Origin of the sequence: Gardnerella sp. DNF00497B (assembly GCF_049262725.1) — a bacterium.
Lineage (GTDB): Bacteria > Actinomycetota > Actinomycetes > Actinomycetales > Bifidobacteriaceae > Bifidobacterium > Bifidobacterium leopoldii.
Genome location: NZ_CP058400.1, coordinates 1,219,368 through 1,243,496 on the forward strand (window position 1 = coordinate 1,219,368; position 24,129 = coordinate 1,243,496).

General features: G+C 44.2%; 18 protein-coding genes, 1 tRNA gene and 1 riboswitch. Of the genes, 7 read left to right on the forward strand and 12 right to left on the reverse strand.

Features of this window, described 5'->3' with window-relative positions; translation table 11 throughout:
- The first annotated feature begins 45 nt into the window (after window positions 1-45).
- The 4 genes from HXT26_RS04630 to HXT26_RS04645 all read left to right on the forward strand — a co-directional run bounded on the left by HXT26_RS04630 (window position 46) and on the right by HXT26_RS04645 (window position 5,774).
- Complete coding sequence (locus HXT26_RS04630; RefSeq protein WP_004110321.1) at window positions 46-627, forward strand: xanthine phosphoribosyltransferase; 582 nt, start codon at window positions 46-48, stop codon at window positions 625-627.
- A gap of 1,082 nt (window positions 628-1,709) precedes the next feature.
- The gene (locus tag HXT26_RS04635) at window positions 1,710-2,987 is read left to right on the forward strand and encodes an acetyl-CoA C-acyltransferase (protein ID WP_422112100.1); all 1,278 of its coding nucleotides are present in this window, start codon (window positions 1,710-1,712) and stop codon (window positions 2,985-2,987) included.
- Window positions 2,988-3,074: 87 nt separating this feature from the next.
- Window positions 3,075-4,457 carry a hydroxymethylglutaryl-CoA reductase, degradative gene (locus HXT26_RS04640; RefSeq protein ID WP_410297129.1) on the forward strand — a complete coding sequence of 461 codons (1,383 nt, stop codon included), beginning with the start codon at window positions 3,075-3,077 and terminating at the stop codon, window positions 4,455-4,457.
- 45 nt (window positions 4,458-4,502) lie between these two features.
- Complete coding sequence (locus HXT26_RS04645) at window positions 4,503-5,774, forward strand: hydroxymethylglutaryl-CoA synthase (RefSeq protein WP_422111954.1); 1,272 nt, start codon at window positions 4,503-4,505, stop codon at window positions 5,772-5,774.
- Between the two features lie 411 nt (window positions 5,775-6,185).
- On the opposite strand, the gene HXT26_RS04650 is transcribed toward HXT26_RS04645, so the two are convergent.
- Window positions 6,186-6,270 (reverse strand) — tRNA-Ser (locus HXT26_RS04650).
- 196 nt (window positions 6,271-6,466) lie between these two features.
- Window positions 6,467-7,753, reverse strand: a complete 1,287-nt coding sequence (gene serS, locus HXT26_RS04655; protein ID WP_004574030.1) for a serine--tRNA ligase — start codon at window positions 7,751-7,753, stop codon at window positions 6,467-6,469.
- Between the two features lie 107 nt (window positions 7,754-7,860).
- On the opposite strand from serS, the gene trxA reads away from it, so the two are divergent.
- The 3 genes from trxA to HXT26_RS04670 all read left to right on the forward strand — a co-directional run bounded on the left by trxA (window position 7,861) and on the right by HXT26_RS04670 (window position 11,081).
- Window positions 7,861-8,202, forward strand: a complete 342-nt coding sequence (gene trxA, locus HXT26_RS04660) for a thioredoxin (RefSeq protein ID WP_004110313.1) — start codon at window positions 7,861-7,863, stop codon at window positions 8,200-8,202.
- Between the two features lie 132 nt (window positions 8,203-8,334).
- Entirely contained in the window at window positions 8,335-9,321 is a 987-nt protein-coding gene (locus HXT26_RS04665) for a G5 domain-containing protein (RefSeq protein WP_422111955.1), read from the forward strand.
- A gap of 164 nt (window positions 9,322-9,485) precedes the next feature.
- The gene (locus HXT26_RS04670; protein ID WP_064340570.1) at window positions 9,486-11,081 is read left to right on the forward strand and encodes an MDR family MFS transporter; all 1,596 of its coding nucleotides are present in this window, start codon (window positions 9,486-9,488) and stop codon (window positions 11,079-11,081) included.
- Window positions 11,082-11,137: 56 nt separating this feature from the next.
- Here the strand turns inward: HXT26_RS04670 and HXT26_RS04675 are convergent, their stop codons facing one another.
- From HXT26_RS04675 to pgi, 10 genes are all read right to left on the reverse strand, one after another.
- Window positions 11,138-11,848, reverse strand: coding sequence for an HNH endonuclease family protein (locus tag HXT26_RS04675; RefSeq protein WP_422111956.1), 711 nt, complete (start codon window positions 11,846-11,848; stop codon window positions 11,138-11,140).
- A gap of 51 nt (window positions 11,849-11,899) precedes the next feature.
- On the reverse strand, window positions 11,900-14,464 hold the full coding sequence (locus HXT26_RS04680; RefSeq protein ID WP_410294709.1) for an ABC transporter: 2,565 nt from the start codon (window positions 14,462-14,464) through the stop codon (window positions 11,900-11,902).
- A 268-nt stretch (window positions 14,465-14,732) separates the two neighbouring features.
- Window positions 14,733-15,836 carry a LacI family DNA-binding transcriptional regulator gene (locus HXT26_RS04685; RefSeq protein WP_422111957.1) on the reverse strand — a complete coding sequence of 368 codons (1,104 nt, stop codon included), beginning with the start codon at window positions 15,834-15,836 and terminating at the stop codon, window positions 14,733-14,735.
- 12 nt (window positions 15,837-15,848) lie between these two features.
- Entirely contained in the window at window positions 15,849-16,592 is a 744-nt protein-coding gene (locus HXT26_RS04690; RefSeq protein ID WP_422111958.1) for a ribonuclease HII, read from the reverse strand.
- Window positions 16,593-16,657: 65 nt separating this feature from the next.
- On the reverse strand, window positions 16,658-17,446 hold the full coding sequence (gene lepB, locus HXT26_RS04695) for a signal peptidase I (RefSeq protein ID WP_004105326.1): 789 nt from the start codon (window positions 17,444-17,446) through the stop codon (window positions 16,658-16,660).
- A 28-nt stretch (window positions 17,447-17,474) separates the two neighbouring features.
- Window positions 17,475-17,840: a 50S ribosomal protein L19 gene (rplS, locus tag HXT26_RS04700; protein WP_004105329.1), complete on the reverse strand. Its 366-nt coding sequence runs from the start codon at window positions 17,838-17,840 to the stop codon at window positions 17,475-17,477.
- A gap of 246 nt (window positions 17,841-18,086) precedes the next feature.
- The gene (locus tag HXT26_RS04705) at window positions 18,087-19,601 is read right to left on the reverse strand and encodes a nitrate/sulfonate/bicarbonate ABC transporter ATP-binding protein (protein WP_101886172.1); all 1,515 of its coding nucleotides are present in this window, start codon (window positions 19,599-19,601) and stop codon (window positions 18,087-18,089) included.
- A gap of 104 nt (window positions 19,602-19,705) precedes the next feature.
- Window positions 19,706-21,454 carry an ABC transporter permease gene (locus HXT26_RS04710; protein ID WP_004574036.1) on the reverse strand — a complete coding sequence of 583 codons (1,749 nt, stop codon included), beginning with the start codon at window positions 21,452-21,454 and terminating at the stop codon, window positions 19,706-19,708.
- Between the two features lie 260 nt (window positions 21,455-21,714).
- Window positions 21,715-21,861, reverse strand: a complete 147-nt coding sequence (locus HXT26_RS04715) for a hypothetical protein (protein ID WP_004574037.1) — start codon at window positions 21,859-21,861, stop codon at window positions 21,715-21,717.
- 104 nt (window positions 21,862-21,965) lie between these two features.
- Window positions 21,966-22,126: riboswitch (M-box (ykoK) riboswitch) on the reverse strand.
- Between the two features lie 171 nt (window positions 22,127-22,297).
- A complete protein-coding gene (gene pgi, locus HXT26_RS04720; protein WP_004105339.1) occupies window positions 22,298-23,992 on the reverse strand; it encodes a glucose-6-phosphate isomerase in 1,695 nt (564 codons plus the stop codon).
- Window positions 23,993-24,129: the final 137 nt, after the last annotated feature.

The window sequence follows — 24,129 nt, forward strand, 5'->3', positions numbered from 1 at the left end:
TGCTTGAGCGTACTGCAAGTAATTGTTCGTAAGAAGGGGCGCATCGTGCAAGAATTGGAAGAACGCATTCTCCAAGATGGTATCGTAAAACCAGGCAATGTATTAAAAGTAGACGCTTTTTTGAACCACCAGTGCGATGTGAATTTATTTGATCATATGGGAGCCGCTTGGGCTGAGCATTTCCGCGACGCAAATATTACTAAGATTCTTACGATTGAGGCTTCTGGTATTGGAATCGCATGTGTTGCAGCACGCCATTTTGGTGGAGTTCCTGTGGTTTTTGCAAAGAAAGCTCAGTCAATTAATCTCGATGGCGACCAATACGTATCTACGGTATTTTCTTTTACAAAGCAGCGCGAGTTTCCGGTGATTGTGTCACGTAAGTATTTAAGTGCGGAAGATCGCGTGCTTATTTTGGATGATTTTTTGGCGAACGGCAAAGCTCTACAAGGATTAATCGACATTTGCAATCATGCTGGAGCTAGCGTTGCAGGCATTGGAATCGCTATCGAAAAGGGCTTCCAAGGTGGCGGAGATGCGCTTCGTGAAGCCGGATATGACTTGGATTCGCTGGCGATTGTTGACGCGATGGATCCTGTTGATGGGTCGATTTCGTTCCGTAAGTAGCGCTCCGACCTGCTTTCGCGCTTAGAACGTAGCACGCGAAAGCAATTCGGAGCGTGAGCTTGCTCAGGCGGAAAGTCCAGTGGACTTTCCGTGCAAGCTCAGCCGAACGGCGATTAGCCGTGAGGACAGCGCTCCGCTCTTGCTTGCCGTGGCGCGAGTTTGGGGGATTTCTCTCCTCGCGCGTCCCGTCCTTCAGTCGCCTTGACTGTTAAAGGCGTTTATTGTGTTCGCCTTTCTTTAAAGAATGTTGCTCCATCAGTCCTCTTTTAGCGCTCGTAGAGAAATCCCCCAAACTCTGCGTGTTTAATCTTTAATAACCTCGTTTTATCGCAGAGATTTTTCGATTTTTCTTCTTCGCTTAACGAATCAGCAGCCTACGGCTCTGACGTTCGCCGCGCTCAGTGCGAAAAATCTCAAATCTCACCGCACGAATATTTGTTCCGACCAAGCAATTCCTATCTCCCACTACTAGTAAAACCGCTAGTGTTTTGTGGTGTGGTAGGAGTGTCTGGCGTGATGTGTGCAGCAGCAATGACGTTAGTTGTTCTTGAACAACAGGTAATCAGTGTCTGCAGAACATTATTGCTAAAGTTCACTAAGCAATAAGTAATCGACGTTAGCAAAGCATTACTGCAAAGCTACAGACGCAACGTCTGCAGAGCACAGGCGCAAAGCTACAAAACCACTTTTCGCAGAAGCACTGGCGCAAAGCTTCAGGAGGTTTGGGAAAATACGACCCTTAATTTACACGAGCGCAAAGTTTATGCCAGATTCAGGCGCGTAGCCGACCATTACTTTACACGACTGTAAAGTTTCTGCCGCTATTTGGCGAGCAAACGACCGTTACTTTACAACGCTGTAAAATTTATGCCGCTTTCAGGCGCGTAGCCGACCGAAACTTCACACCGCTGTAAAGTTTATGCCGGATTCGGGTGAGCGAACTCACTGAAGCACGTTTAATTGTGAAGGAAACGAGAAAAATTTTTCGCAAATGGTAATTTTGTCGAAAAATACGATAAAGTAGTCCGGTTGGTATACTTCAACACGTATTGCAACAAACAATTGATTAGGTGGCTAAACATATGACTGATGTGGTGATTGCAAGCGCTGTACGTACGCCTATTGGCAAATTCGGCGGCAGCTTATCTTCGCTTTCCTCAGTTGATTTAGGAACAATCGCAGCAAAAGCAGCAATAGAACGCGCTGGAATTAGCTCACACGACGTGGATCAAGCTATTTTTGGAAACGTATTACAAGCAGGCAGCGGACAAAACGTTGCTCGCCAAATTGCGTTAAAAGCAGGCTTAGATACTTCTAGCTGCGCAATGACAATTAACGAAGTATGCGGATCGGGCTTAAAAGCAGTGCGCTTAGCACAATCCGCAATCGTTATGGGAGACGCGCAAGTTGTTGTTGCAGGCGGCACTGAAAGCATGAGCAACGTACCGTTTTACGCAACTAATTCGCGATTTAGCGGACACAAATACGGGAATTTTGCGCTTATTGACGGTTTGCAACGAGACGGCTTAAACGACGCTTTTACTGGCGACGCAATGGGCGTTACTGCAGAAAATGTTGCAGCAAAATTTGGTATCACTCGCGAAGCACAAGATATTTTTGCACTTAAATCTCACCAAAAAGCTGTTGCCGCTATTAAACGAGGCGATTTTGCTTCTGAAATTGTGCCAGTAACGCTTGCAAACGGAACTGTTATAACTCAAGACGAGCATCCTCGCGAAGATACGTCTTTAAAGCAGTTGTCGAAATTGCGCACGCTTTTTAAAGCATCGGAAGAAACTTCGGGCGCGACTTGCGAAGTTGGCAAGAACGAAATTAGCGAGAACGAAGTTTGCAAGCACGAAGTTTGCAAGCACGAATCGACTGTAACTGCCGGAAACGCAAGCGGAATTAACGACGGAGCTGCAGCTCTAGTGCTTATGAGCAAAGATTACGCGCAAGCGCACGGAATTGAATATCTTGCGCAAATTGTGGGATTCGCAGAAGGTGGAATCGACCCAGATTTAATGGGATACGCTCCAAAACATGTGATGGAACGCATGCTAAATGCGACCGGCAGCAGCGTTGACAACATTGACTTATTCGAAATAAACGAAGCGTTTGCAGCGCAAAGCATTGCCGTTTCGGAGCAACTTCATATTGACGAGTCAAAACTAAACGTACGCGGTGGAGCAATTGCACTCGGTCATCCGCTGGGCGCTAGCGGAGCTAGGATTTTGACGACGCTTATATACGCTTTGCGAGATAGCAATAAGTTAAATGGAGTTGCTGCGCTGTGCGTCGGCGGCGGAATCGGCGTTTCTATGCAAATTAGAATGCGAAACAATCAAGCCAAAATGTAAAACAATAAAGTCAGACTGCAAAACAACTAAGTCAGAATGCGAAGCGATCAGAAGCATTCGTAGTCTACAAATCATGAGGTGATTTCGATGACTGCTTTTCGCGAATTAAGCGTGGAAAATCGCATAAAAACCTTGCAAAATGAGGGCGCAATTAACGATGCTGATGCAACATTTTTGCTTAAACAGTTTGCGGAAAGTTCTGATACTACAATTCCTGCAGACGTTGCAAATCATATGATTGAGCATCAAATTGGAAAGTATACGCTGCCGGTTGGCGTTGTGCGTGGGCTGATTGTGAACGGCGAAGTGCGGGACGTGCTGGTTGCAACCGAAGAGCCGTCCGTGATTGCAGCTGCGTGCAATGGGGCGCGGATTGCGGCGGAGACTGGCGCTGGATTTGACGCGGCGACTGACGTTGGATTTGACGCGGCGACTGACGTTGGATACGGAATTATTGCGCGCTCCCCACAATACGTGACTACAGCGCAAATAGCTTTTGAGGACGCAGACGGGAGCGTGGCGGCGCGCTTGAGCAGAATCGTTGAAGATAAAGAAAAGGTTGCAGAACTGTTGCGCATTGCAAACGAGTCACACCCATCAATGAGTAAAAGGGGTGGCGGCGCGCGAAAATGCCGCGCTTCAGCTTTGCACGGCTTCGCAAAGCTCGAGATTGACGTAGACACATGCGACGCAATGGGCGCCAACACAGTAAACACTATGGGCGAAGCCGTCAAAGCCCAGCTGGAGAGCTGGCTCGGCGTGCAGGCGCTAGTGGCAATACTCACAAACACCAGCCGCGTTCCCACCACAGCAGAAGTGCATATACCGGTTGAAGCACTAGCATCCAGGCGGCTGGAAGACTCTGAGCGAGAGAGCGAAGGAAAACGCCTTGCGCGCCGAATCGCGGCATTGAGCGCGCTTGCCGCCAGCGACCCTGCGCGCGCCGCCACGCACAACAAAGGAATCCTAAACGGAATCGCAGGAGCCGCGCTCGCGTCAGGAAATGATACGCGAGCGCTAGAATCGGCAGCACACGCGTGGGCGGCGCGCTCCGGTCGCTACCTACCACTGTCAAAGTGGAACACCGAAACTTTAAACGGAAAAACCATACTCCATGGCAGTATTGAAATTCCGCTACAGATCGGCATTGTTGGCGGCTCAATCTCATCGCTTCCAATGGCAAAACTCGCGATCAAAATCGGCAATTACAAAAACGCAAACGACTTTAGAAACACGCTTGCCGCGCTCGGTTTGGTACAAAATCTTGCGGCTCTTCGCGCACTAGCAGGCCCTGGAATTCAAGCAGGTCATATGGCATTACAGTCGTCAAACCTAGCAATTGCAGCAGGTGCCAAAGGTGCGGAAATCGCGGAAATCGCGCATGATATTTTGCAACTTAGCCCTGCAGAAAGAACTACAGAAAAAGTTATGCAATTACTTCAAAAGTTACGAGAATCAAGTAAAAATTAAGAAAAATTAAGAAAAATTAAGAAAAATTTAGGAATTTTAGGACAAATGAACACACAAAATACCGAAACATCAGCAACCACAACCTCCGCAACCACTCCCCTTGCCGTCGGCATCGACCGCATCTCCTTCGCAACGCCGCACTATTACCTAAACCTCGAAGAACTGGCGGAACACCGTGGAATCGACCCTAACAAATTCACAATCGGAATCGGTCAAAGCGAACAATCTGTGCCACCAAATCACCAAGACATCGTCACTCTCGCCGCGCAAGCTGCCCTCCCACTGCTACCCCACATCGATAGCAATCGCCTCAAAATGCTAATCGTCGGCACAGAAAGCGGCGTCGACGCAAGTAAATCGAGTGCTCTGTACGTTCAAAATCTGCTAAAACTCACGCCGTGGGTGCGCTCTATTGAAGTAAAAGAAGCTTGCTACGGCGGCACCGCGGCTTTGATGATGGCATGTGACTACGTGCGCGCGCACGCCGAAAAAAATCCGCAAGTGCTTGTTATTGCAGCCGATATTGCGCGCTACGGTCTTGCTACACCTGGCGAAGTAACGCAGGGAGCAGGGGCTGTAGCAATGCTTGTGAGCGCGAATCCGCACGTGCTTAAAATTAACGACGATAGCGTTGTGAAATCCGCTGATATTCAGGACTTTTGGCGACCTGTTTACCAAGACACTGCGCTTGCTCGCGGAAAGTTTTCGACTGAGCAGTACATACAATTTTTCTGCGATGTGTGGCAAAAGTATTGTGCGCAAAACGGTTGTAATTTCAACGATTTTGCCGGATTGTGCTTCCACTTGCCGTATACGAAAATGGGTTTGAAGGCGCTTAAGGCTGCGATGGATTCTTGCGATAATAGCAACCTAAGCGAGTCGTCGCGCAATCGCTTACTTTCGCGCTATGAAACCAGCACGAAGTACAGCCGTCGCGTAGGCAACATCTATACGGGTTCCCTGTATTTGGGATTGCTGTCTTTACTTGAGTTAGACGAATTTACTTGCGAAAATAGTAATCTTACTGCACTTAAAAGCGGCGATAAGATTGGGCTATTTTCTTACGGCTCCGGCGCTGTTGGTGAATTTTTCAGCGGCACGATTGCGCCAGGATTTAGAAATGCGCTGTTTGCGCGCGAGCATGCGGATATGCTTGATTCGCGCGTGCGTTTAAGCGTTGCTGATTACGAGGAGATGTTTGAAAGCGTTGCGCCTTACGCTCCGGAAGATTTCGAAAGCAGCACGTCTTGCCGCGAAGGTGCAAGCTTCTTCCTTGACTCAATCACTTCTCAAGAGCGTCATTATTCCACGCGCTAAAATCGAGCGAGCGCACGTTTCAATCGGATTCTCGCGCGCAACCGACCGTTTCTTTACACCCACGTAAAGTTTCTGCCGTTTTTTGGTGCGTAGGCGGCATAAACTGTGCGCTGCTGTAAAGTTTCTGCCGTTATTCCGCGCACAACCGACCGTTTCTTTACACCGCTGTAAAGTTTCTGCCGCAATTTGCTAATTTCCCGAGCTCGGCGAATTAAAAAAGCTTCAAGCGCGAAATGCAGCAACACAAACCTGACACACTACGTTAAACACACTAGCCCACACTTTCTGCGTCTTTATTGACGCAGAAAGACCTCGCTTGCGTTGGAAGCACACTGTGCTTCCAACCCTGAGCAAGCTCGGCAGAATAAAAAAGCTTCAAGCGCGAAATGCAGCTTGAAGCTTATTATTCTGCGGATGAGGCGAGATTCGAACTCGCGGTAGGTTTCCCTACAACGGTTTTCAAGACCGTCTCCTTAGACCGCTCGGACACCCATCCATTTGCGCGCGAAAGCAATCAAATTGCCGCTTTTAACGCACAAGTGGTAAGCATATCATCACGTATAGAACGCAACACACAACACCCAGATTCAAAAAACTTATCAACTAAAAAACAAAGCCCAGGTAATTTCCCGGGCTTTATAGTTAATTAAACGATTTTTTGAAACAAACGCCGTGTTTGTGCACGAGCAAACTCACGCTTCCCACTTAGTTGGCTCAATGACTTCCTTGCCACCCATATAAGCCTGCATAGCCTTCGGAATATCAATCGAACCATCCTCATGCTGATGATTTTCCAAAATAGCCACAAGCCAGCGAGTAGTAGCCAAAGTGCCGTTAAGCGTACTAACTGGACGAGTTCCACCATCTTCCATACGTTCACGCACATTCAAGCGGCGAGCCTGATACTCAGTGCAGTTAGAAGTAGAAGTAAGCTCACGGTAACGTCCTTGCGTTGGAACCCAAGCTTCGCAATCAAACTTACGAGCGGCAGAAGAACCAAGGTCACCTGCAGCAGTATCAATAATGCGGTAAGGCACTTCTACCTTAGCAAGCATTTCTTGCTCCATGCCTAGCAACTTCTGATGCTCAGCGCGAGAATCTTCCTGCTTGCAATAAACGAACATCTCAACTTTATCAAACTGATGCACGCGAATAATACCAGAAGTATCCTTTCCGGCAGCACCAGCCTCACGACGGTAGCAGCTCGACCAACCGCAATAACGCAAAGCACCATTGCTTAAGTCAAGAATCTCATCCTCATGCATACCAGCCAAAGCAACTTCGGAAGTACCGACCAAATACTGATCATCTGGCTCGCGCAAACGGTAAATCTCGTCCGCATGAGAATTCAAGAAGCCAGTTCCGCGCATTACTTCCGGGCGCACAAGCGTTGGCGTAATCGCAAGCGTAAAACCGTGCTCTTCGGCTTGATCAACAGCCATAGTAAGCATTGCGATTTGCAGGCGAGCCACAGCACCGCGCAAGAAGTAGAAGCGAGATCCTGCAACCTTCACGCCGCGACGCATATCAATTCCAGCAACGCCAGTTCCAAGAGTCAAATGATCCTTTGGCTCGAAACCTTCAGCTGCAAAATCGCGAGGCGTACCAACCTTCTTAACTACAACATAGTCGTCTTCTCCGCCTTCTGGAGCTTCATCTTCAACGATGTTAGAAAGCTTCCACATTGCTGTAGTGTAGTCGGCAGTAGCTTTTTCGGATTCAGCTTTGTACTCTGCAACCTTCGAAGCTAATTCTTTAGTTTCAGCAATAAGCGCAACCTTTTCCTCCGCGCTAGCTGTTGCAACCTTCTTACCAATAGCTTTTTGCTCAGCGCGAGCCTCTTCAAAAGCCTTAAGAGCAGTACGACGCAAGTCATCGTTGTGCAATACTTCATCGACGAGCTCAACGGATTCACCGCGCTTGCGCTGCGATTCCTTAACTACGTCGGCATGTTCACGAATAAATTGGATATCAAGCATGACTCCTAGCCTAGTGCCGCAAGACGACAGATAAGCGCACTATCGACAACATTTATGCAAGGCGGCACGTACAATGAAGCAAATACGCAAAATATTGAGGGAGTAATATGGCAGCAATACATGCTACTACAGAAAATTTTGAGAAGATTGCTTCGACAAATGAAATAGTTGTTGTCGATTTTTGGGCAACGTGGTGCGGTCCATGCAGGTCTTTTGGTCCTATTTTTGAGAAGGTCAGTGAAAAATATCCCGAAATTCCTTTTGTAAAAGTTGATATTGACAAAAGCAACGAGATTGCTGCAGCTGCTCAAATCCAAGCTGTTCCAACAGTAATGGTTATTAAGCGCGGCGAAGTTATTTATAGACAAGCTGGAGCATTACTAGCTTCTGATTTAGAAGATTTGGTTGAACAAGCTAAATCTTACGAATCTAATGATTCTGAATCCTGATTTATAGACTATGCCATGAGATATAATATGTGAGGTTTTGCATATACGTTTTGCACATACATTTTAGTTTATTAGTCTACGTTGCGAGCGTTTGCAAGTATCAATAGAATAATTGCAGAAATAAGGAGGGTTATGGCCAGTCACCGTAAGCATACTGTTACGCTTGGTTCACTCAGTTTACGACAGTGGGCTAGAGTTAGCGCGGTTATTTTAGGCTTCATTGCTTTGGTGATACTTGGTTTTGCCTCGCGAGATTTTTACACTTCGTCTAAAGGTCACGCTGTTCAGGTTACTTCTTATTCGGCAACCGATTCTTCGCAAGTTTCTCGTAGTGCTAGCCGTCGCATGTTGCATGATAGCGCAACTTCATATGTTAACGTTGTTATAAATGGTCACCATCGTACTATTTTGGGCAATAATTTCACTGATGTAAAATCCGTTCTTGATGCCGGGGATATCACTCTTGAGCCACACGATGTTGTTACTCCATCTCTTACAACTAAAGTTAGCGAATCAACTGTTATTACGATTAATCGCGCAGGCGCAAAATTAGAGAATTCCGACGACCCAATTGCATTTAACGTCGTAAAAAAGGAAACTGCTGCACTTCCAAAAGGTACTGAGAAGGTGCAGAGTGAAGGCGCTAACGGCGTAATGGAAACAGCAAAAATAGTTACTCGAGCTAAGGGGAAAATAGTTTCCTCTAATATTTTTGCTTCTTATGTTAAAAAAGCTCCAAAAGATAAGGTTATTCTTGTTGGAACTGGCGGCTCTTCTGCCGGACTTGGCTTAGCTGCTTCTATCGGTACGACTGTTCCTGCTGGCGAGATGCAACAATGGGCTCACGACTGGCTTATCTCTAACGGTTATAGTGAAGCTGATTTTACTGCAACAGTATTTATTATTTCTCATGAATCTGGCTGGCGCGTAAACGCAATGAATCCTTCTGGCGCCTACGGTTTACCTCAAGCTTTGCCAGGCGGAAAAATGGCTTCTGCCGGAGCTGATTGGGCAACTAACTATCAAACTCAGCTCCGCTGGTTCTGGAATTATTGCAATGGTCGTTATGGCTCTATTCAAGGCGCTTACAATCATTGGCTTTCCTACCACAGCTACTGATTAGAATCAGTCTAGATACTATTGTTTTGCGCAAATTAAGTCTTACAATTTTTCGTTGTAATAGATAAGAGAATAGACTTAAGTCGATTGACTTTTGCCACCTATGCTTAAAAATATGCTTAAGAAAAACTACGTTTAAGAATAAAAAAGGATGTTTTATTTTGATGCACTCAACATGGCTGTCTAATAAAAGCCAAAATCTCAGCCATGCGCTAACAGGCGAAGAAGCATACAATAACAATCGTCTTACACGTCCTGCTTTAATTTCTCTTGCTATTCTTACGTTTATTACATTTATTGGCAATTTCGCACAATTACAACTTACTGCAGCATTGCCAACAATAGTTCAAGAATTTGGCATAAGCGTCACAACTGGTCAGTGGCTTACTTCTATTTTCCAGCTGATTATGGCAATTATGGTTCCACTTACAGCATTTTTAACAAGACGCTTTTCTACTCGCCAAATTGTTATTACTTCCATGTCGCTTTTTACTTTTGGATCCGTACTTGCATGGCTTAGTAGCGACTTTATGATGGCACTTGTTGGCAGAACTCTTGAAGCTATTGGCACTGGCGTAATGTGGCCTGTTTTACAAATTACCGTATTCTCCGTCTACCCTGTTACTCGCAGAGGTGTGGCAATGGGAAGCGTTGGCATGGCTATGAGTATTGCTCCAGCAATCGGTCCTACTATTGGCGGTTTGCAAACTGATATTAATGGATGGCGTTCTATTTTCTGCTCTCTTACTATTATCGGAGCGCTATCCGTCGTTTTAGCAGTATTTTTCTTGCATAATTTTGGAGAACATGATCTTAACGCGCATGCTGATTTCTTCTCGGTTGGTCTTTCGGTTATCGGCTTCGGCGGACTCATGTTTGGATTCACTAATATTGAAGGATGCGGAATTTCCCACCCATTATCTTGGGCTCCTATGATTATTGGTGCTTTTGGAATTGCTTGGTTTGTTATAAGGCAGTTGCGAGCGCAAAAACGCGGTCACACTCCTCTTCTTGGTCTTAATGTGCTTAAAAACCGCTACTTTATGGTAGGTACTATTTGCGCTTGCCTTACATTTTTTGCTTTCAGCTCAATTATGGTGCTTATTCCGCTTTATATTCAGTCTGATCGTGGTTTTTCAGCAACTATGAGCGGCTTAATTCTGCTTCCTGGAGCGTTCGGCATGGCTATTTCGCAGTATTTTGGTGGTCGTATGCTAGATCGCTTTGGAGTGCGCCCAGTTGCTATGGCAGGCTCTATTATTCTGTTTTTTGGCACTGTAATGATGAGTCTTATTGACATGGATACGTGGATTTGGTGGATTTCCATTTGGCAGTTTACTCGCCAAATTGGCATGGGATTCTTGCTTATGCCAATAACTACGTGGTCACTTAATTGTTTGCGTAAGGAAGAGCTTGGCGACGGTTCGGCTGTAACTAATACTATGCGTCAGCTTTGGGGCGCTATTGGAGCACCTGTTTTAGTAGTTACAATGACAGTATTGACAACTCTTCACCATTCTGGCACAGGTCACGCTGCCGATGTTGCTGCTAGTATTTTTGGAGTTCAATGGACTTTGCGCATTAGTGCTATTATTACGGGAATTATGGCTCTTATCGTTATTTTTGGAGTCAAGGGCGAAGGCACAGGTTCTGCTCACAATCTTGCGCGTAGAGCTATTGACCGTATGCGCGTTTTGCATATTCCTCATTCAGCAGAGCATCACGACGTAATGCACGATCACACCCATAATCATTACTAAATGCTTATTAAACGCTTACTAAGTCGCTTTTAAGGATACTAGACTGAGCAAAATCCTTACTTTGGCAATTTCTGTGCAGAACAGTTATGCAATACGCTTTCCATACTCTGCTTTTCTTCGCAAGTTACAGTTAAACCATATTTATATTTAACAGCTATTTGCCTAGCAACATATTCGCACCTAAAGGTTTTGTTTGAAGGAAGCCAGTAAGCTGCGGACGCGGAACCTTTTTCTTGATTAGAAGCTCCTTCAACCGCGAGTAGATTCATCATATCGTTGCCAAATTTTAATCGTTTTGCACGATTCCATTTCCATGCTCCAGATTCCCACGCATTTTGTAATGCAACAACATGATCTATTTGAATTAAGGCACTAGTTTTTCGCCCACGCACGAAGTTGATATCTTTGCCAGTATACGGATCATGCAACAAGCCGAAACGCACTTGGCAAGATCCTGCGTACTTGTATTTCACATTTTGTAAATCACGCGCTAAAACATCTTCCCTAACGTCACATCCGTTACCGTCATCGTCAGTAGTACGATATCCGAATACTTGACGCTCGTACCCGTAACGATAAGGCTTAGATATACGCAATTTTTTCAATGCTTGCGCAGCTTCTCCGCTTGCTTCATATTCTCCTGTAATCTTCCCAACGTTACTGTTTATTTTAGGAAGCAACAAGCCAATAACAATCCCACATAAAACAGCAAACAGCAGCATCCAAAACAGCGCAAGAAACTGCCTCTTGTTACAACGATTACGCATGTCCAGTCCCCCAACCCAACTTATGCATATTCTATATTTTTTAAATTAAAGTTAGTTACTGCTCTTAACTCTCATAACAGACGGTATTCTTTGTAAAACAACATCTACAACTTGCTGAATCATAATTACAAGCAAAACCATTGCCATAACAGCATAAACAGTGCTCCATGCTGGAATATTAGCTGGAACTGGATGGATAGTGTGAGAAACAACTAGTGCGGCTACAGAAATGCTAATTAACGATATAGCAAGAACAAGTGCCGACATGCCTCCACTTTTACGAGCCAAACGCATTCTTTGTTGAGAAACTTTATGCATTGAAGTAACCATTCGATTAACGCAATGCTCACCTTGCCTAAATGCAAGTACTTCATCGATACCAAGTTCAATATCACTTACTTCATTCTCAACTTCATGTTGTTCAATGCGCACTTTATTTGCAATATGCTTGGAGCGTATAAGTAAGTATCGAGGAACAATAAACATAATAAACACGCACGAAGCAATAGCTACATAAGACAAATTCGCATCGAAATAGTACAAAACAACCATAAGCGGCACAACTGCAAATATCATTCCAACATTCATGCTGATATGAGCTTTATGCCAACGTTCGTGATGCATATCTACACCTGCAAATGTTGTAACAAGAGTTAATGCACGAACTGCCATACAAGCAACAGCAACAAGCACACACTGTTGCATTACAAAACCAAATATTGGACGTCCTGCAACAGCAAACATTGCTGAAACAATAGCAACAGGAATACATACTGCAGAAACAAGATTGAGAGCAGTACTAAACATTGATATAAAAGCAAAAATAGCACGTTTGAACTTTGAGATTGTTCTCACTTCATAAGTGTAAGCAATACTTGCAATAGAAGAAATATGCTTGTTTTTATTAGGATCTTGCTGAGCTTGCTCAACGTTTTGCGAGTTTCGTGAGTTTTGCGAGTTCTGAGATTCGTTTAATTGATTTAGTTGCGTAATATTTTTAGAACTATCATTAGCAACATGACGATACGATTCTACAGTTGCTATTTCATCAGTTGCGCTAATTCCAGCATCATTTGGCATTAACACTATTACATTCGCATAACGCGCTATGCGACGCAATATTTTAACAATTTCTTCAGCTTCATGATTGCTAATATCACATTGGGAATAATCAAAAACGTACACTTTAGTGTGTCTTAAAATTGCTCTAGCAAGAATAACACGACGCTTTAAATCTTCAGAATTATAGGATGCTTCAGGATTATTAAAAAGTCTATCTATTGGCATATCTAGACCGTCGTAATCGGCATAAACAACGCCATCTATTCGCACAGCTCGCAATGCATCCCACATCGCAGTAGTCGTAGCTGTTGGAGCAGCCAAAAGTAAGTTTTCTCGCAATGTTGTGGAAAATAGATGACTTCGCTCGCTAACTATAGTAACAATATCTGCTAAAGCTGCAGAACTTGCATCATTCAACGACAAGTAAGATGCACTATCGTTTGCGTCAAATACTTCAGAAACTACAAATGGAGAAACGTCGTCTTCATGAATATCATAACGGTCGCTATAAGAAAGCAATATGTCAGCAGATTTGTTAAAACCTGTACCAGAAAGTATTTTCTCACGCATAACATGATGATATTTACTTGGAATAACTTGCAATTCACCAGATTTTGCAATTATCGATAAACGCTGAGCTTCATTAGTATTCGCATTATTTTCCAAAATATTGCATCGCATACGCAAAGCAATATTGGTTGAGCCATCAGGCAAAGATAATGTTGAACCATCGTCACTAAATGCTATTGGAGCAGGAGAATCAGTAACCATTTTTAACAATGTTTCAACATGATCCAAACCATGAACAGCATGCTTAACTACATGCATATTCTTACCAACAATTCTCAGTGGCTGGACGCTTAACATTAACAAGGGCATTGTTAACAGAGCTGCAGCAAGACCTACACCTTTAACGGAAGATAACCAAACAGTTGCAACAATTGCGAGTCCAGCAATAACATAGGCAAATAACGCACTTACACAACGCCACGATACTGGGCTTAGTGCCAACGAGAATATAAGAGAAGCGACATTAAACAATGCAGCTAATGCGCAAATCCCGGCTATAGCAGGGTTAACTGTAAATAGTGCTGCAGAAACGACTACAGGAACAGGAATAGCTGCAATAATTTGTGGAACTAAAGAAGCAACAAAACTTTGTATTGCAAAAATATCTTCATTTACACGCAAAGAAGTAATGTCATGAGAATCTTCAATATCTACAGAACGTAGAGATAACATTGCGTGCAACATTTTAGGGCGCAAACGCATAGCTATTCGCGACTCAATTTCTGCACAAACAGTACACGACCAGTAAAAAACTGCATATTTCAGCAAAATAATAGCAGCTAAAGCAATAATGTAAGACGTAAATTCAACAGAACTCATTAAAGAAGTTCCAGTAGAACGAACAGGTCTTAATACTGGAGACAACATCCCAACGCAAACGTAGACAAAAGCTATGTTTACAAGATAAGAAATCGCAAGACACGCCGACCTTAAAATAACTAGATGCTTAATTCCTGGCACGAACGCAAAGCAGCGATTTATCATCTCCTGATCCTTTTCTTTATTCCATATTTATTCAAAAAACCACACACTCCCAACTGATGTTAAGATTACGCTTCACACACACCATCAACACGCCGGCATCCGCGTAATTATGCTGATTTTAAGCCATTTTGCCAGATATTAGCATTAAGAAAATAAGTTGTTTCACAACTGTTTCACACAATATTTAAATAATCAAAAAAATAATTAAAAATACCATTCTTAATTCTATTCTCGATAATTTTTAATGCAATTTTTCACAATCGCAAAATTATCTCAATACGGCACCAATAGAAGAACGCAATTTTAAGCCAGCAGGTATTTGCCCAACTCCATGAGACATATCTGGGAATGCTGGCTCAGGCCCATGATTCATTAATCTCAAAGCTTCACGCACTGCCAACGACCCTAATTGCTGCATATCGAGACTCACAGTTGTAAGAGGTGGGAAAAAATCACTTATTGCCGGAATATCGCCGAAACCAACAACACTAATATCACTCGGAATTTTCAAACCGTGCTCATACAAGGAACGCATAACTCCTACTGCCTGCTCATCGCTTGAAGCAACAATAACAGTCGGCAATGCAATGCCATCTATGCCAAATTTCTCAATCATATGATTCATTCGCGCGTAACTTTCAGAAGACTTCCACGAAGTACATTGCACAATATGCGAATGAATACCTTGAGCAGTTGAAAGTGAACGCCATGCAATGAGTCGCGTTGCAGCACCTCTCCATTGCGAAGGACCTGCTATATAAATGGCATTTCGATGTCCATAATGCGCAATAAGTGACACAATATCGTTCATTGCGCGAGATTGATTAATACCAATCATTGAATACTCAACGTTGCTATGAGAACGCAACATATTCATGCCTTCATGCGCGCTTATTGCACCATGAGTAGCAGTAACGCATACGCACGGCTTAAGAATACGCGTACGACACAGTGACGTAAATATTGCATCTGTTGGAGCGTCAATTATTAATCCGTCGACATTTTGCTCTTCAAAACTCTCGCATAAATCTTGAATATCACTTTGTTCACATAATGTTTCGTTGACCATGCTAATAGAAAGAAAAAGACCACGAGATTTTGCTTGCGCTTCTATAGGAGCAATAATGTTTCGAGATGTTCTATTTTCTGCACCAACGATAAGCCCTAAAGTACGCGATTTCTTAGTTGCTAATGCGCGTGCTGAATTACTCGGATAATACCCAAGCTGCTCAATAACTCGCAGAACTTTAATTCGCGTGCTAGCAGAAACATCAGGAGAATTATTAATAACGCGAGAAACAGTTTGATGACTTACACCAGCAGCGTGCGCAACATCGATCATTGACACGCGTTTTGCTTCATTTTTTGCCATATGCACCCTCGCTTATAAATGCCAAGACAGTCTATGCAAATCGCTAGGACCTACTTTTTTAATGGCATTGCGATGAGCTAAAGAACCGTAACCCTTATTACTTGCCCAATTGTAGGCTGCATATTGCGGATTTTTAGCAAGAGATACCATAAGATTATCCCTAGTAACTTTTGCCAAAACTGCAGCCGCAGCTACGCTCGCGCACTGCCTGTCTGCTTTTACTAAAGTATGAACTTTTACAGGCTCAGGAACATAAGGAGCGTCAAAAGTATTTGCGACTTTGTCAATATAATCGCAAGGTCCATCCAATATTGCGGCAATACGAAAGTTTGAATTCACACGCGTATTCTCACACGTATTCGCATTTACGCTAAAACTTAGCTTTTTAATATCTTCCTCAACTTTAGAAATTGCTTTTAACGCAGCGACACCAAGCGCATAGCTAATGCCCCACTCATCAATTTCTGTGTTAGTGCAAGATTCAACTGCCCAAGTTGTACACCATTTTTGCAACGGTTCATAAAGCTCTTCTCGACGCTTTTCGCTCAGCAATTTAGAATCAGCTAAGCCTTCAGGCATATAGTTTTCTTTTACTTGTTTAATTCCAATAACTACAGCTCCTACCATCACAGGACCTGCAAGAGAGCCTCTTCCTACTTCATCAAGACCAATAACCCAATCATAGCCTTCGCAAAGCAGATCTTGCTCATATTTAAATGATGGAACAAGCGGTATATTGGATGATTTATTTGGCATAATTGAAATCAGTTGATATAAGTCGCGCTAATACAATTTCGTTAATACTAATTGCGCTAATACTTTTATTTTGCAGGACGATCAGGCACATTGTTAAAATCATCATGATGTTCGTCTAAAAGACCAATTCGATCAAGCGGCCACGATCTAAACACAGCAACGCCCTCGATTTTGGAAATAGGAACTAAACCGTCATCGCCATCATTGCGATGGTATCGTGAATCTGCAGAATTAGAACGATTATCACCCAAAACAAACACGTGACCGGCTTTGACTTTTACTTTAAATGGAAAAGCACTCGGGTCAACACCAGGACGAATATAGGAAGATTCTCGTATTGGAACACCGTTCACAACAATAGGCTGCCCAGCGCCTTTACATTCAACAGTATCTCCAGGCAAACCAATAAGACGCTTAATTAAATCCTTGCCAACAGCACCGGAAGAATTTTCACCACTCAACCAATGTGCAGGATCCTCAAAAACAACAATATCTCCACGTTTTAATGGGAATAAGCGCGGAGTTAGCTTAGTCGTAATAACATAATCGCCAATATGAATAGTATCTAGCATAGAGCCAGAAGGAATTGTGTAAGCTCCAAATAGGAACACACGAATAAGTATCACTACTAATACTGGAATACCGAACCATGTTATAGCATCGCGCAAAGTTAGGCGGTCATTTTTAGCACGCTTAGAATGTGCAAAATGCTTACCTTTTCTATTTTTGCGCTTAAACATGCGAGAGCCGGAAGGTAAATCTCCTTCCGGCTCTGGTGGAACCGGTGAAGGATCTATACCATGACCCGCTACTGAAACGATATGAGTATCGCTAATTTGCGTGTCATCAGTCATAACAAATACCCTTCACATAAGTTCCATTTTACTTAGCAGAGTTATCGCGACGCTCGGCAATACGAGCAGCCTTACCACGCAAAGCGCGCAAGTAGTAAAGCTTAGCGCGACGAACGCGACCGCTACGAACCAGCTTAATCGAATCGATAGCTGGAGAATGAAGTGGGAAACGACGCTCAACACCAGTGCCGAAGCTCACCTTACGAACAACGAAAGTTTCACGCACGCCAGCACCCTTACGAGCAATCACAACGCCGGTGAAAGTCTGAATACGAGTGTTGTTGCCTTCCTGAATCTTAACATTGACATCAACGGTATCGCCAGGACGGAAAGCTGGAATTTCTTCAGCAGCCTTAAGATGCTTAGCATCAAATGCTTCTACAGCATTTACCATAATATTCCTCCATCGCCGCCGCATATCGACGCATAGTAAGCGTTAGCAACAAATGTGCTACGCAATTCTTTCCCCAAAAAGTTCGCTTTTTAGGGGGCTTCCGATCCGCGCAATCTTAAATAAGAAGCGACTAGACCTAAAAGATAAAAGAACTATGCGGCATCCCTTTATCGAAAGCATACAAATACCAAATTATGCTCAATAATGGACATTATTGAGCATAATTCCGCACTATTCCGCACTATTTCAGCGCACAACTCCATCGAGAGGAGCAGTTTCAACTGTACGAGTCAACTCGTCATCATCAGCGTCATAATCAAACAACTCGCCGTAACGACCCCAGCTAATTGCAATATCAAACTGCTGACGTGCCAAAGCATCCGTGTGCTTACTGCGCAACAAATCCAAAATCAGCTCGCCACGAAGCTTTCCGTTACGATTCCTACTCAAAGCTTGATCAATTGCGTGCACAAGAGGTGCATGTTCAATCGCAAGACGAGCAAAAACTTGCTTACTGTGCAAAATATCGGCATTATGCCACTCTTCACCCTCAGAAGTAATAGTAATATGACCGTTTTCTGCAGTAAGTAAATTAAGCATCGTACCCGCATCGACAAGTGGGAACAAATCATCAATCTCAAACGACAAATCAGCTGCCAAATCAGCCAAATCAATGCCATCTGGGTTTTCAGAAATCACGTCAAGCAAACCAGCCATACCACCTGGTGTAGCGTTTGGAAGCAAATGAACAGCCACAGGCTCTGCCTTTGCCTCACCTGCTTCAGCTTCATCCTCACTTTGCTTATCTTCATCTTCATCGTCATGGTGGCGCTGAATAAGCATATCTGCAATTGCTGCAGCTTCGTTATCTTCAGCATCTTCATTAGTTGCATTATTTGCTTGATCTTGAGAATCAGCATCTTCGGAAGCGTCTTGCTCTGCAGTGCTTTCTGGAGCAGAACCAGTCAAAATAGCATACAGATTATCAACCATCGCTTCAAATTCAGCACTGTGCTTATCTCGAGGACGAGGCAAATCAACATTCACATCAGCAATTAAGTGACCTGGATGAGATCCAAGAACCACAACGCGATCAGCCATTTGCACAGCTTCTTCAATATTGTGCGTCACAATAAGCACAGACTTAATATCTCGCTCCTCGCTAGACCACAGCTTAAGAACTTCCTGACGCAAGTTTTCTGCAGTAAGCACATCGAGAGCAGAGAATGGCTCGTCCATAAACAATGCATCCGGTCGTAGCACCAACGCGCGCGCAATACCAACTCGCTGACGCATACCGCCGGAAAGTTCCTTAGGATATGCTGTTTCAAAGCCGTCCAAACCGATTGCGTCAATTGCAGCTAAAGCAAGCTCAGTACGCTTTTCTTTACTAACGCCTCTAGCACGCAAACCAAGTTCCACATTGTCTTGTACTGTAAGCCACGGCATAAGAGCGAAGGTTTGAAATACGATTGCAACACCTGGGTTTGGACCTGTCAGCTCGCGTCCGCGATACGTTACTGTGCCTTCTGTTGGCTGCACAAGACCAGCCATTGTGCGTAGGAAAGTTGATTTTCCAGCACCAGAACGTCCTAATATTGCTACGATTTCACCTTCGCGAAGGGTGAAAGAAATATCGTGCAAAACGTGCTGAGTAGTGCCACTGTCAGAAGTGAAGCTTTGACTGATGTGCTTTGCGTCGATAATATCGCTTGTAATTGAGGATTGCACTTTTTTTGCATTGCTCTTTAAAGTATTCATAATTTTGCCAATCTTTTTCATAAAATTTTGTTATTTTAAGCGATTTATTAGTAATTTTATTAGTCGATTTATTAGTCGATTTATTAGTCGATTTATTAGTCGATTTAATTCAATACGTAACGTTTTTCGGAAATACGTTGCATTGGCGACCAGAATAATCGGTTGCTTAAAACAACAATCAAGCTCATAACAGTTACGCCAACTAAAGTGCGCGCAGAATCTCCTAAAGTGGTTGCATTAGTAATATATGCACCCAAACCCTGAGTTTCCATGTGGTTCTTTCCATATTCCACAATCTCAGACACAATCGAAGCATTCCATGCACCGCCTGCAGCTGTAATACCGCCAGTGCACCATGAACCGAAAATAGACGGCAAAATAAGCGTCTTCCATCGCAAAGTACGATCCAAGCGGAAGCTGCGCGTCATTTCACGCAAATCATCAGGGATAGCACTAGCACCTGCAATAACATTGAACAGAATGTACCATTGCGTGCCAAGAGCCATCAAAATAATACTTCCCCAACCAAGATCAATATGCCAAGCCATAAACCAAGCCATAGCAAACGGGAAGATGAAGTTTGCTGGGAAGCTAGCAAGAATTTGCACTATAGGCTGCATAATACGCGAAATCTTAGGATTCATGCCGATTACAACACCAACAGGAACCCAAATAAGCGAGCTTATTAAAATCAACACAGCAACGCGTATAAAAGTGATGCCACCAAGCATGCCTGCAGTAATAAACTCATGCAAACCTGCAGTTGTATACACAAAGTAAAGCATATGGGCAGCGCCAGCAGCCACAATAATTAGCATAATAACGTTAAATACCCAATCACCAAGCTTATGCTGAGCAGCCTTGTGAGGCCACTTGGAGCCTGTGCGACCGAATGGGCGCGTTACTTTTTCAAGCCACTCGCGAATTGGCAAAAACAGTTTACTAATAACTTCATCTGCATGAGAGTGACGAATAAGAGTCAAAATAGCACTGTGACGCTCATTATCAGATGCGCTTTGCGTAATGCGGAAACGCTCAGCCCAAGCTGTAAGCGGTTTCCACAAGAAGAAGTCAAGTGCCAAAACAACAATCACCATCGACACAATAGCCCACCAAATAAGACCAAGCTTATTTTCAGCAGCAGCTTGTGCCACAAAACTACCGATGCCAGGAAGAGCGTAAGTGTGATTATTTACGGAAATCATTTCCGAAGCTGTAAGGAAGAACCATCCGCCTCCAACAGACATCATGCAATTCCAAAGCAGTGGAATCATTGCGTTAGGCATGTCTAGCACCCAGAAACGTTGCCAATGCGTGAGTTGCAAACTACGAACTGCCTCATCCAGTTCCTTTGGCTCGCTGAGCAGCGAACGGTGGAACGAAAAAGTCATATTCCATGCTTGACTCGTAAAAATAGCAAAAATCGAAGCGGCTTCAACACCAAGCATCGATCCAGGGAAAATTACCAACCAAATCGTGACAGTTGCCGAAAGGAAGCCAAGAATTGGAACTGATTGCAAAATATCTAGAAGAGGAATAAGCACCTTGCCAAGCCTACGACTGCGAGCTGCAAGAGAGCCATAAACAATAGTAAAGATAAGAGATGCAACTAATGCGATCAGCATGCGAAATACTGAGCGCAAAGTGTAGTAAGGCAGATTGATTAAGTCCGTGGATACCTTAGATGGTATGCCACTTGGACCAATCGGTTGATTTATGCGCTGAATAAGGAAGGCAGTTACGCCAAAAACGGCAATAATGCCAACGCACACAATAATGTCCGACCAGAAACGAGTGTTCTCGTCGACTTGCGCGCCTGCGCTTTCTTTGCGCGAAGTTGTAAATACGGTCATAATAAAGTCCTCGAATAGGCAATAAGTGGATTCACTTTCGTGTATTTTTTATTTCTATTCATTTATTACGCAGATATCTATTGAGATTTCTATGCGAATTTCTATTTAGATTTTCGTAAATTCTTGCGTAAAGATCTGCGTAACTTTTCTTGTGTAAATTCTTGCGTAGCCGTATCACCATTGATTACGTTACAGGCGCAAATAACTAGAACTCACGTTTTAACTCCACAAATTATATTTCATAAGTTATATTTCGTAAGTTATATATTTCGCAAGTTTTGCAACCTAAATTCGGTGATTGCCGGCTTCATATATTCAGGAGGAACATCCGAACTACTACTGCCAATAGTGTCGGAGCCTTCATCAGTACGAGTACTAGAATTATGGCTTTTACTGTCATGTTTCACGGCAAATCACCTCCTTAAGTTAGTGCGCTGCCGGCGCAAATCTTCATCATTGAATCGGAGGTTTACAAGAGAACAGAGGCGCACCAAAACACACAAACGCATGTTAAGCGTGCCACGTCGTTCAAGCTTCAGCTTCGCAGGGCGGTGGCGTTGCATTAGTCGAAGCCTTGAATTCGACAACGACTGTTAACCAGCGTGCAGTGTCTCCACTGTGTTGCGGCAGCAACCCGTATCCCCGTGGTAGCCTTACCTACCGACCGTGCTCATTATAAATTATTGTTGCAGTTGTGTCAACATGCAGCAAAACACATTGCGATGCATTTGAAACTTACAAAACTCAGCGACAGATGCTAAACAAAAAGCCTCTTGACGAATTGACGCCAAGAGGCTTATAAATCAACAATCGCTAAAAACGATTGCCTATATGACTACTATCTTACTTGCGATGAGCGCGATAGAAGCGAATCAAGCTCTGCGTAGAAGCATCCTGAGCTGCCAAAGCTTCATCATCCTTAGAGATTGCAGGAGTAATCTGCTTTGCAAGCTGCTTGCCAAGCTCCACACCCCACTGATCGTAGGAATCCAAGCCCCACACAGTGCCTTCAACGAAGGTAATGTGCTCGTAGAGAGCAATAAGCTCGCCCAGGCTAAATGGAGTCAAAGCATCGCCGAAAATGGACGTGGTTGGACGGTTGCCCTTGAACACGCGAGCTGGCACAATCTCCTCTGGAGTGCCTTCAGCGCGAACTTCATCAGCAGTCTTGCCGAAAGCAAGAGCCTTAGTCTGTGCAAGATAGTTGCCCAAGAAGAGCTCGTGCACATCCTGATCGCCATCCTTAGTAGGATTTGGCGTGTTCACGAAAGCAATGAAATCAGCTGGAATAAGCTGAGTGCCCTGGTGAATCAACTGGTAGAAAGCGTGCTGGCCGTTGGTGCCTGGCTCACCCCAGAAAATTTCGCCGGTTTCGCTTGTTACAGGAGTGCCGTCCCAGCGCACAGACTTACCGTTGGATTCCATGGTGAGCTGCTGCAAATAAGCTGGGAAGCGGTGCAAGTACTGATCGTATGGAAGCACAGCGTGAGAAGCAACCTTGTAGAAGTTGCGATACCAAACGTTGAGCATACCGAGAAGCACAACAACGTTCTTCTCGAATGGAGTCTCAGCGAAGTAAGTATCGATTGCGTGGAAGCCCTTCAAGAACTCTTCGAAGCGCTCTGGACCGAGAACAACAGCCAAAGAAGTGCCGACAGCGGAATCCACAGAGTAACGACCGCCAACCCAGCTCCAGAAGCCAAAAGCGTTGGTTGGGTTGATGCCGAACTCTTCAACCTTTTCGAGGTTGGTGGAAACAGCCACGAAGTGCTTAGCAACAGCTTCAGCCTTCTTTGCGTCGCTTCCGTCAATAGCACCGCACTCCTGAAGCTTATTCAGCAACCAAGTGCGAGCGGTACGAGCGTTGGTCAAAGTCTCCAAAGTAGTGAAGGTCTTGGAAACAATGATGAACAAAGTGGTTTCTGGATCCAAATCCTTGGTCTTTTCTGCCATATCGTTTGGGTCAATGTTAGAAACGTAGCGAGCGCTAATACCAGCGTCAGCATATGGCTTCAAAGCTTCGTAAACCATGACCGGACCCAAATCAGAGCCGCCGATACCAATGTTTACAACGGTCTTAATGTTCTTGCCGGTAACGCCCTTCCAAGCGCCGGAACGAACTTCGTTAGCGAAATCGTAAATGCGACCCAACACTTCACGCACGTCTGCAACGGTATCTTGACCGTCAACAATGAACTTGCCAGCATCCTCTGCAGGACGACGCAAAGCAGTGTGCAAAACTGCACGATCTTCTGTATTATTAATGTGCACGCCAGTGTACATTGCCTTAGTGCGCTCGTCAAGCTTAACTGCCTTTGCAAGGTCTGCGAAAAGCTTAAGAGTTTCAGGCTTAATTAAATTCTTAGAAAGATCGAAGTGGAGATCTCCAGCTTCGAAGCTCAACTTATCCACGCGATTTGCATCCTCAGCAAACCACTTCTTCAGGCAAACACCTTCTGATTGCAACTCGTCGTAATGCTTCTGCAATGCAGCCCACTCTGGGGTTTTTACGGCGTCAACTGGCGGATTGATGGCCATTTCTAGGTCCTTTCATTTCTTCAACTTACGTGACAGCAATCGTCACTATAGTCCAATTCACAAGATACTCACAAAAGCAGACAGAAACACGCGAAGCTTAACACAAAAATGAACACAATCACACTGGTGCTGCGCGA

What these genes read in the sequence shown, in the direction of transcription:
- HXT26_RS04685 (WP_422111957.1), bottom strand. Translation starts at nt 15,836, where the DNA reads ATGGCAAAAAATGAAGCAAAACGCGTGTCAATGATCGATGTTGCGCAC.
- HXT26_RS04690 (WP_422111958.1), bottom strand. Translation starts at nt 16,592, where the DNA reads ATGCCAAATAAATCATCCAATATACCGCTTGTTCCATCATTTAAATAT.
- HXT26_RS04640 (WP_410297129.1), top strand. Translation starts at nt 3,075, where the DNA reads ATGACTGCTTTTCGCGAATTAAGCGTGGAAAATCGCATAAAAACCTTG.
- pgi (WP_004105339.1), bottom strand. Translation starts at nt 23,992, where the DNA reads ATGGCCATCAATCCGCCAGTTGACGCCGTAAAAACCCCAGAGTGGGCT.
- HXT26_RS04680 (WP_410294709.1), bottom strand. Translation starts at nt 14,464, where the DNA reads ATGATAAATCGCTGCTTTGCGTTCGTGCCAGGAATTAAGCATCTAGTT.
- serS (WP_004574030.1), bottom strand. Translation starts at nt 7,753, where the DNA reads ATGCTTGATATCCAATTTATTCGTGAACATGCCGACGTAGTTAAGGAA.
- HXT26_RS04645 (WP_422111954.1), top strand. Translation starts at nt 4,503, where the DNA reads ATGAACACACAAAATACCGAAACATCAGCAACCACAACCTCCGCAACC.
- HXT26_RS04670 (WP_064340570.1), top strand. Translation starts at nt 9,486, where the DNA reads ATGCACTCAACATGGCTGTCTAATAAAAGCCAAAATCTCAGCCATGCG.
- rplS (WP_004105329.1), bottom strand. Translation starts at nt 17,840, where the DNA reads ATGGTAAATGCTGTAGAAGCATTTGATGCTAAGCATCTTAAGGCTGCT.
- HXT26_RS04665 (WP_422111955.1), top strand. Translation starts at nt 8,335, where the DNA reads ATGGCCAGTCACCGTAAGCATACTGTTACGCTTGGTTCACTCAGTTTA.
- trxA (WP_004110313.1), top strand. Translation starts at nt 7,861, where the DNA reads ATGGCAGCAATACATGCTACTACAGAAAATTTTGAGAAGATTGCTTCG.
- lepB (WP_004105326.1), bottom strand. Translation starts at nt 17,446, where the DNA reads ATGACTGATGACACGCAAATTAGCGATACTCATATCGTTTCAGTAGCG.
- HXT26_RS04675 (WP_422111956.1), bottom strand. Translation starts at nt 11,848, where the DNA reads ATGCGTAATCGTTGTAACAAGAGGCAGTTTCTTGCGCTGTTTTGGATG.
- HXT26_RS04710 (WP_004574036.1), bottom strand. Translation starts at nt 21,454, where the DNA reads ATGACCGTATTTACAACTTCGCGCAAAGAAAGCGCAGGCGCGCAAGTC.
- HXT26_RS04705 (WP_101886172.1), bottom strand. Translation starts at nt 19,601, where the DNA reads ATGAATACTTTAAAGAGCAATGCAAAAAAAGTGCAATCCTCAATTACA.
- HXT26_RS04635 (WP_422112100.1), top strand. Translation starts at nt 1,710, where the DNA reads ATGACTGATGTGGTGATTGCAAGCGCTGTACGTACGCCTATTGGCAAA.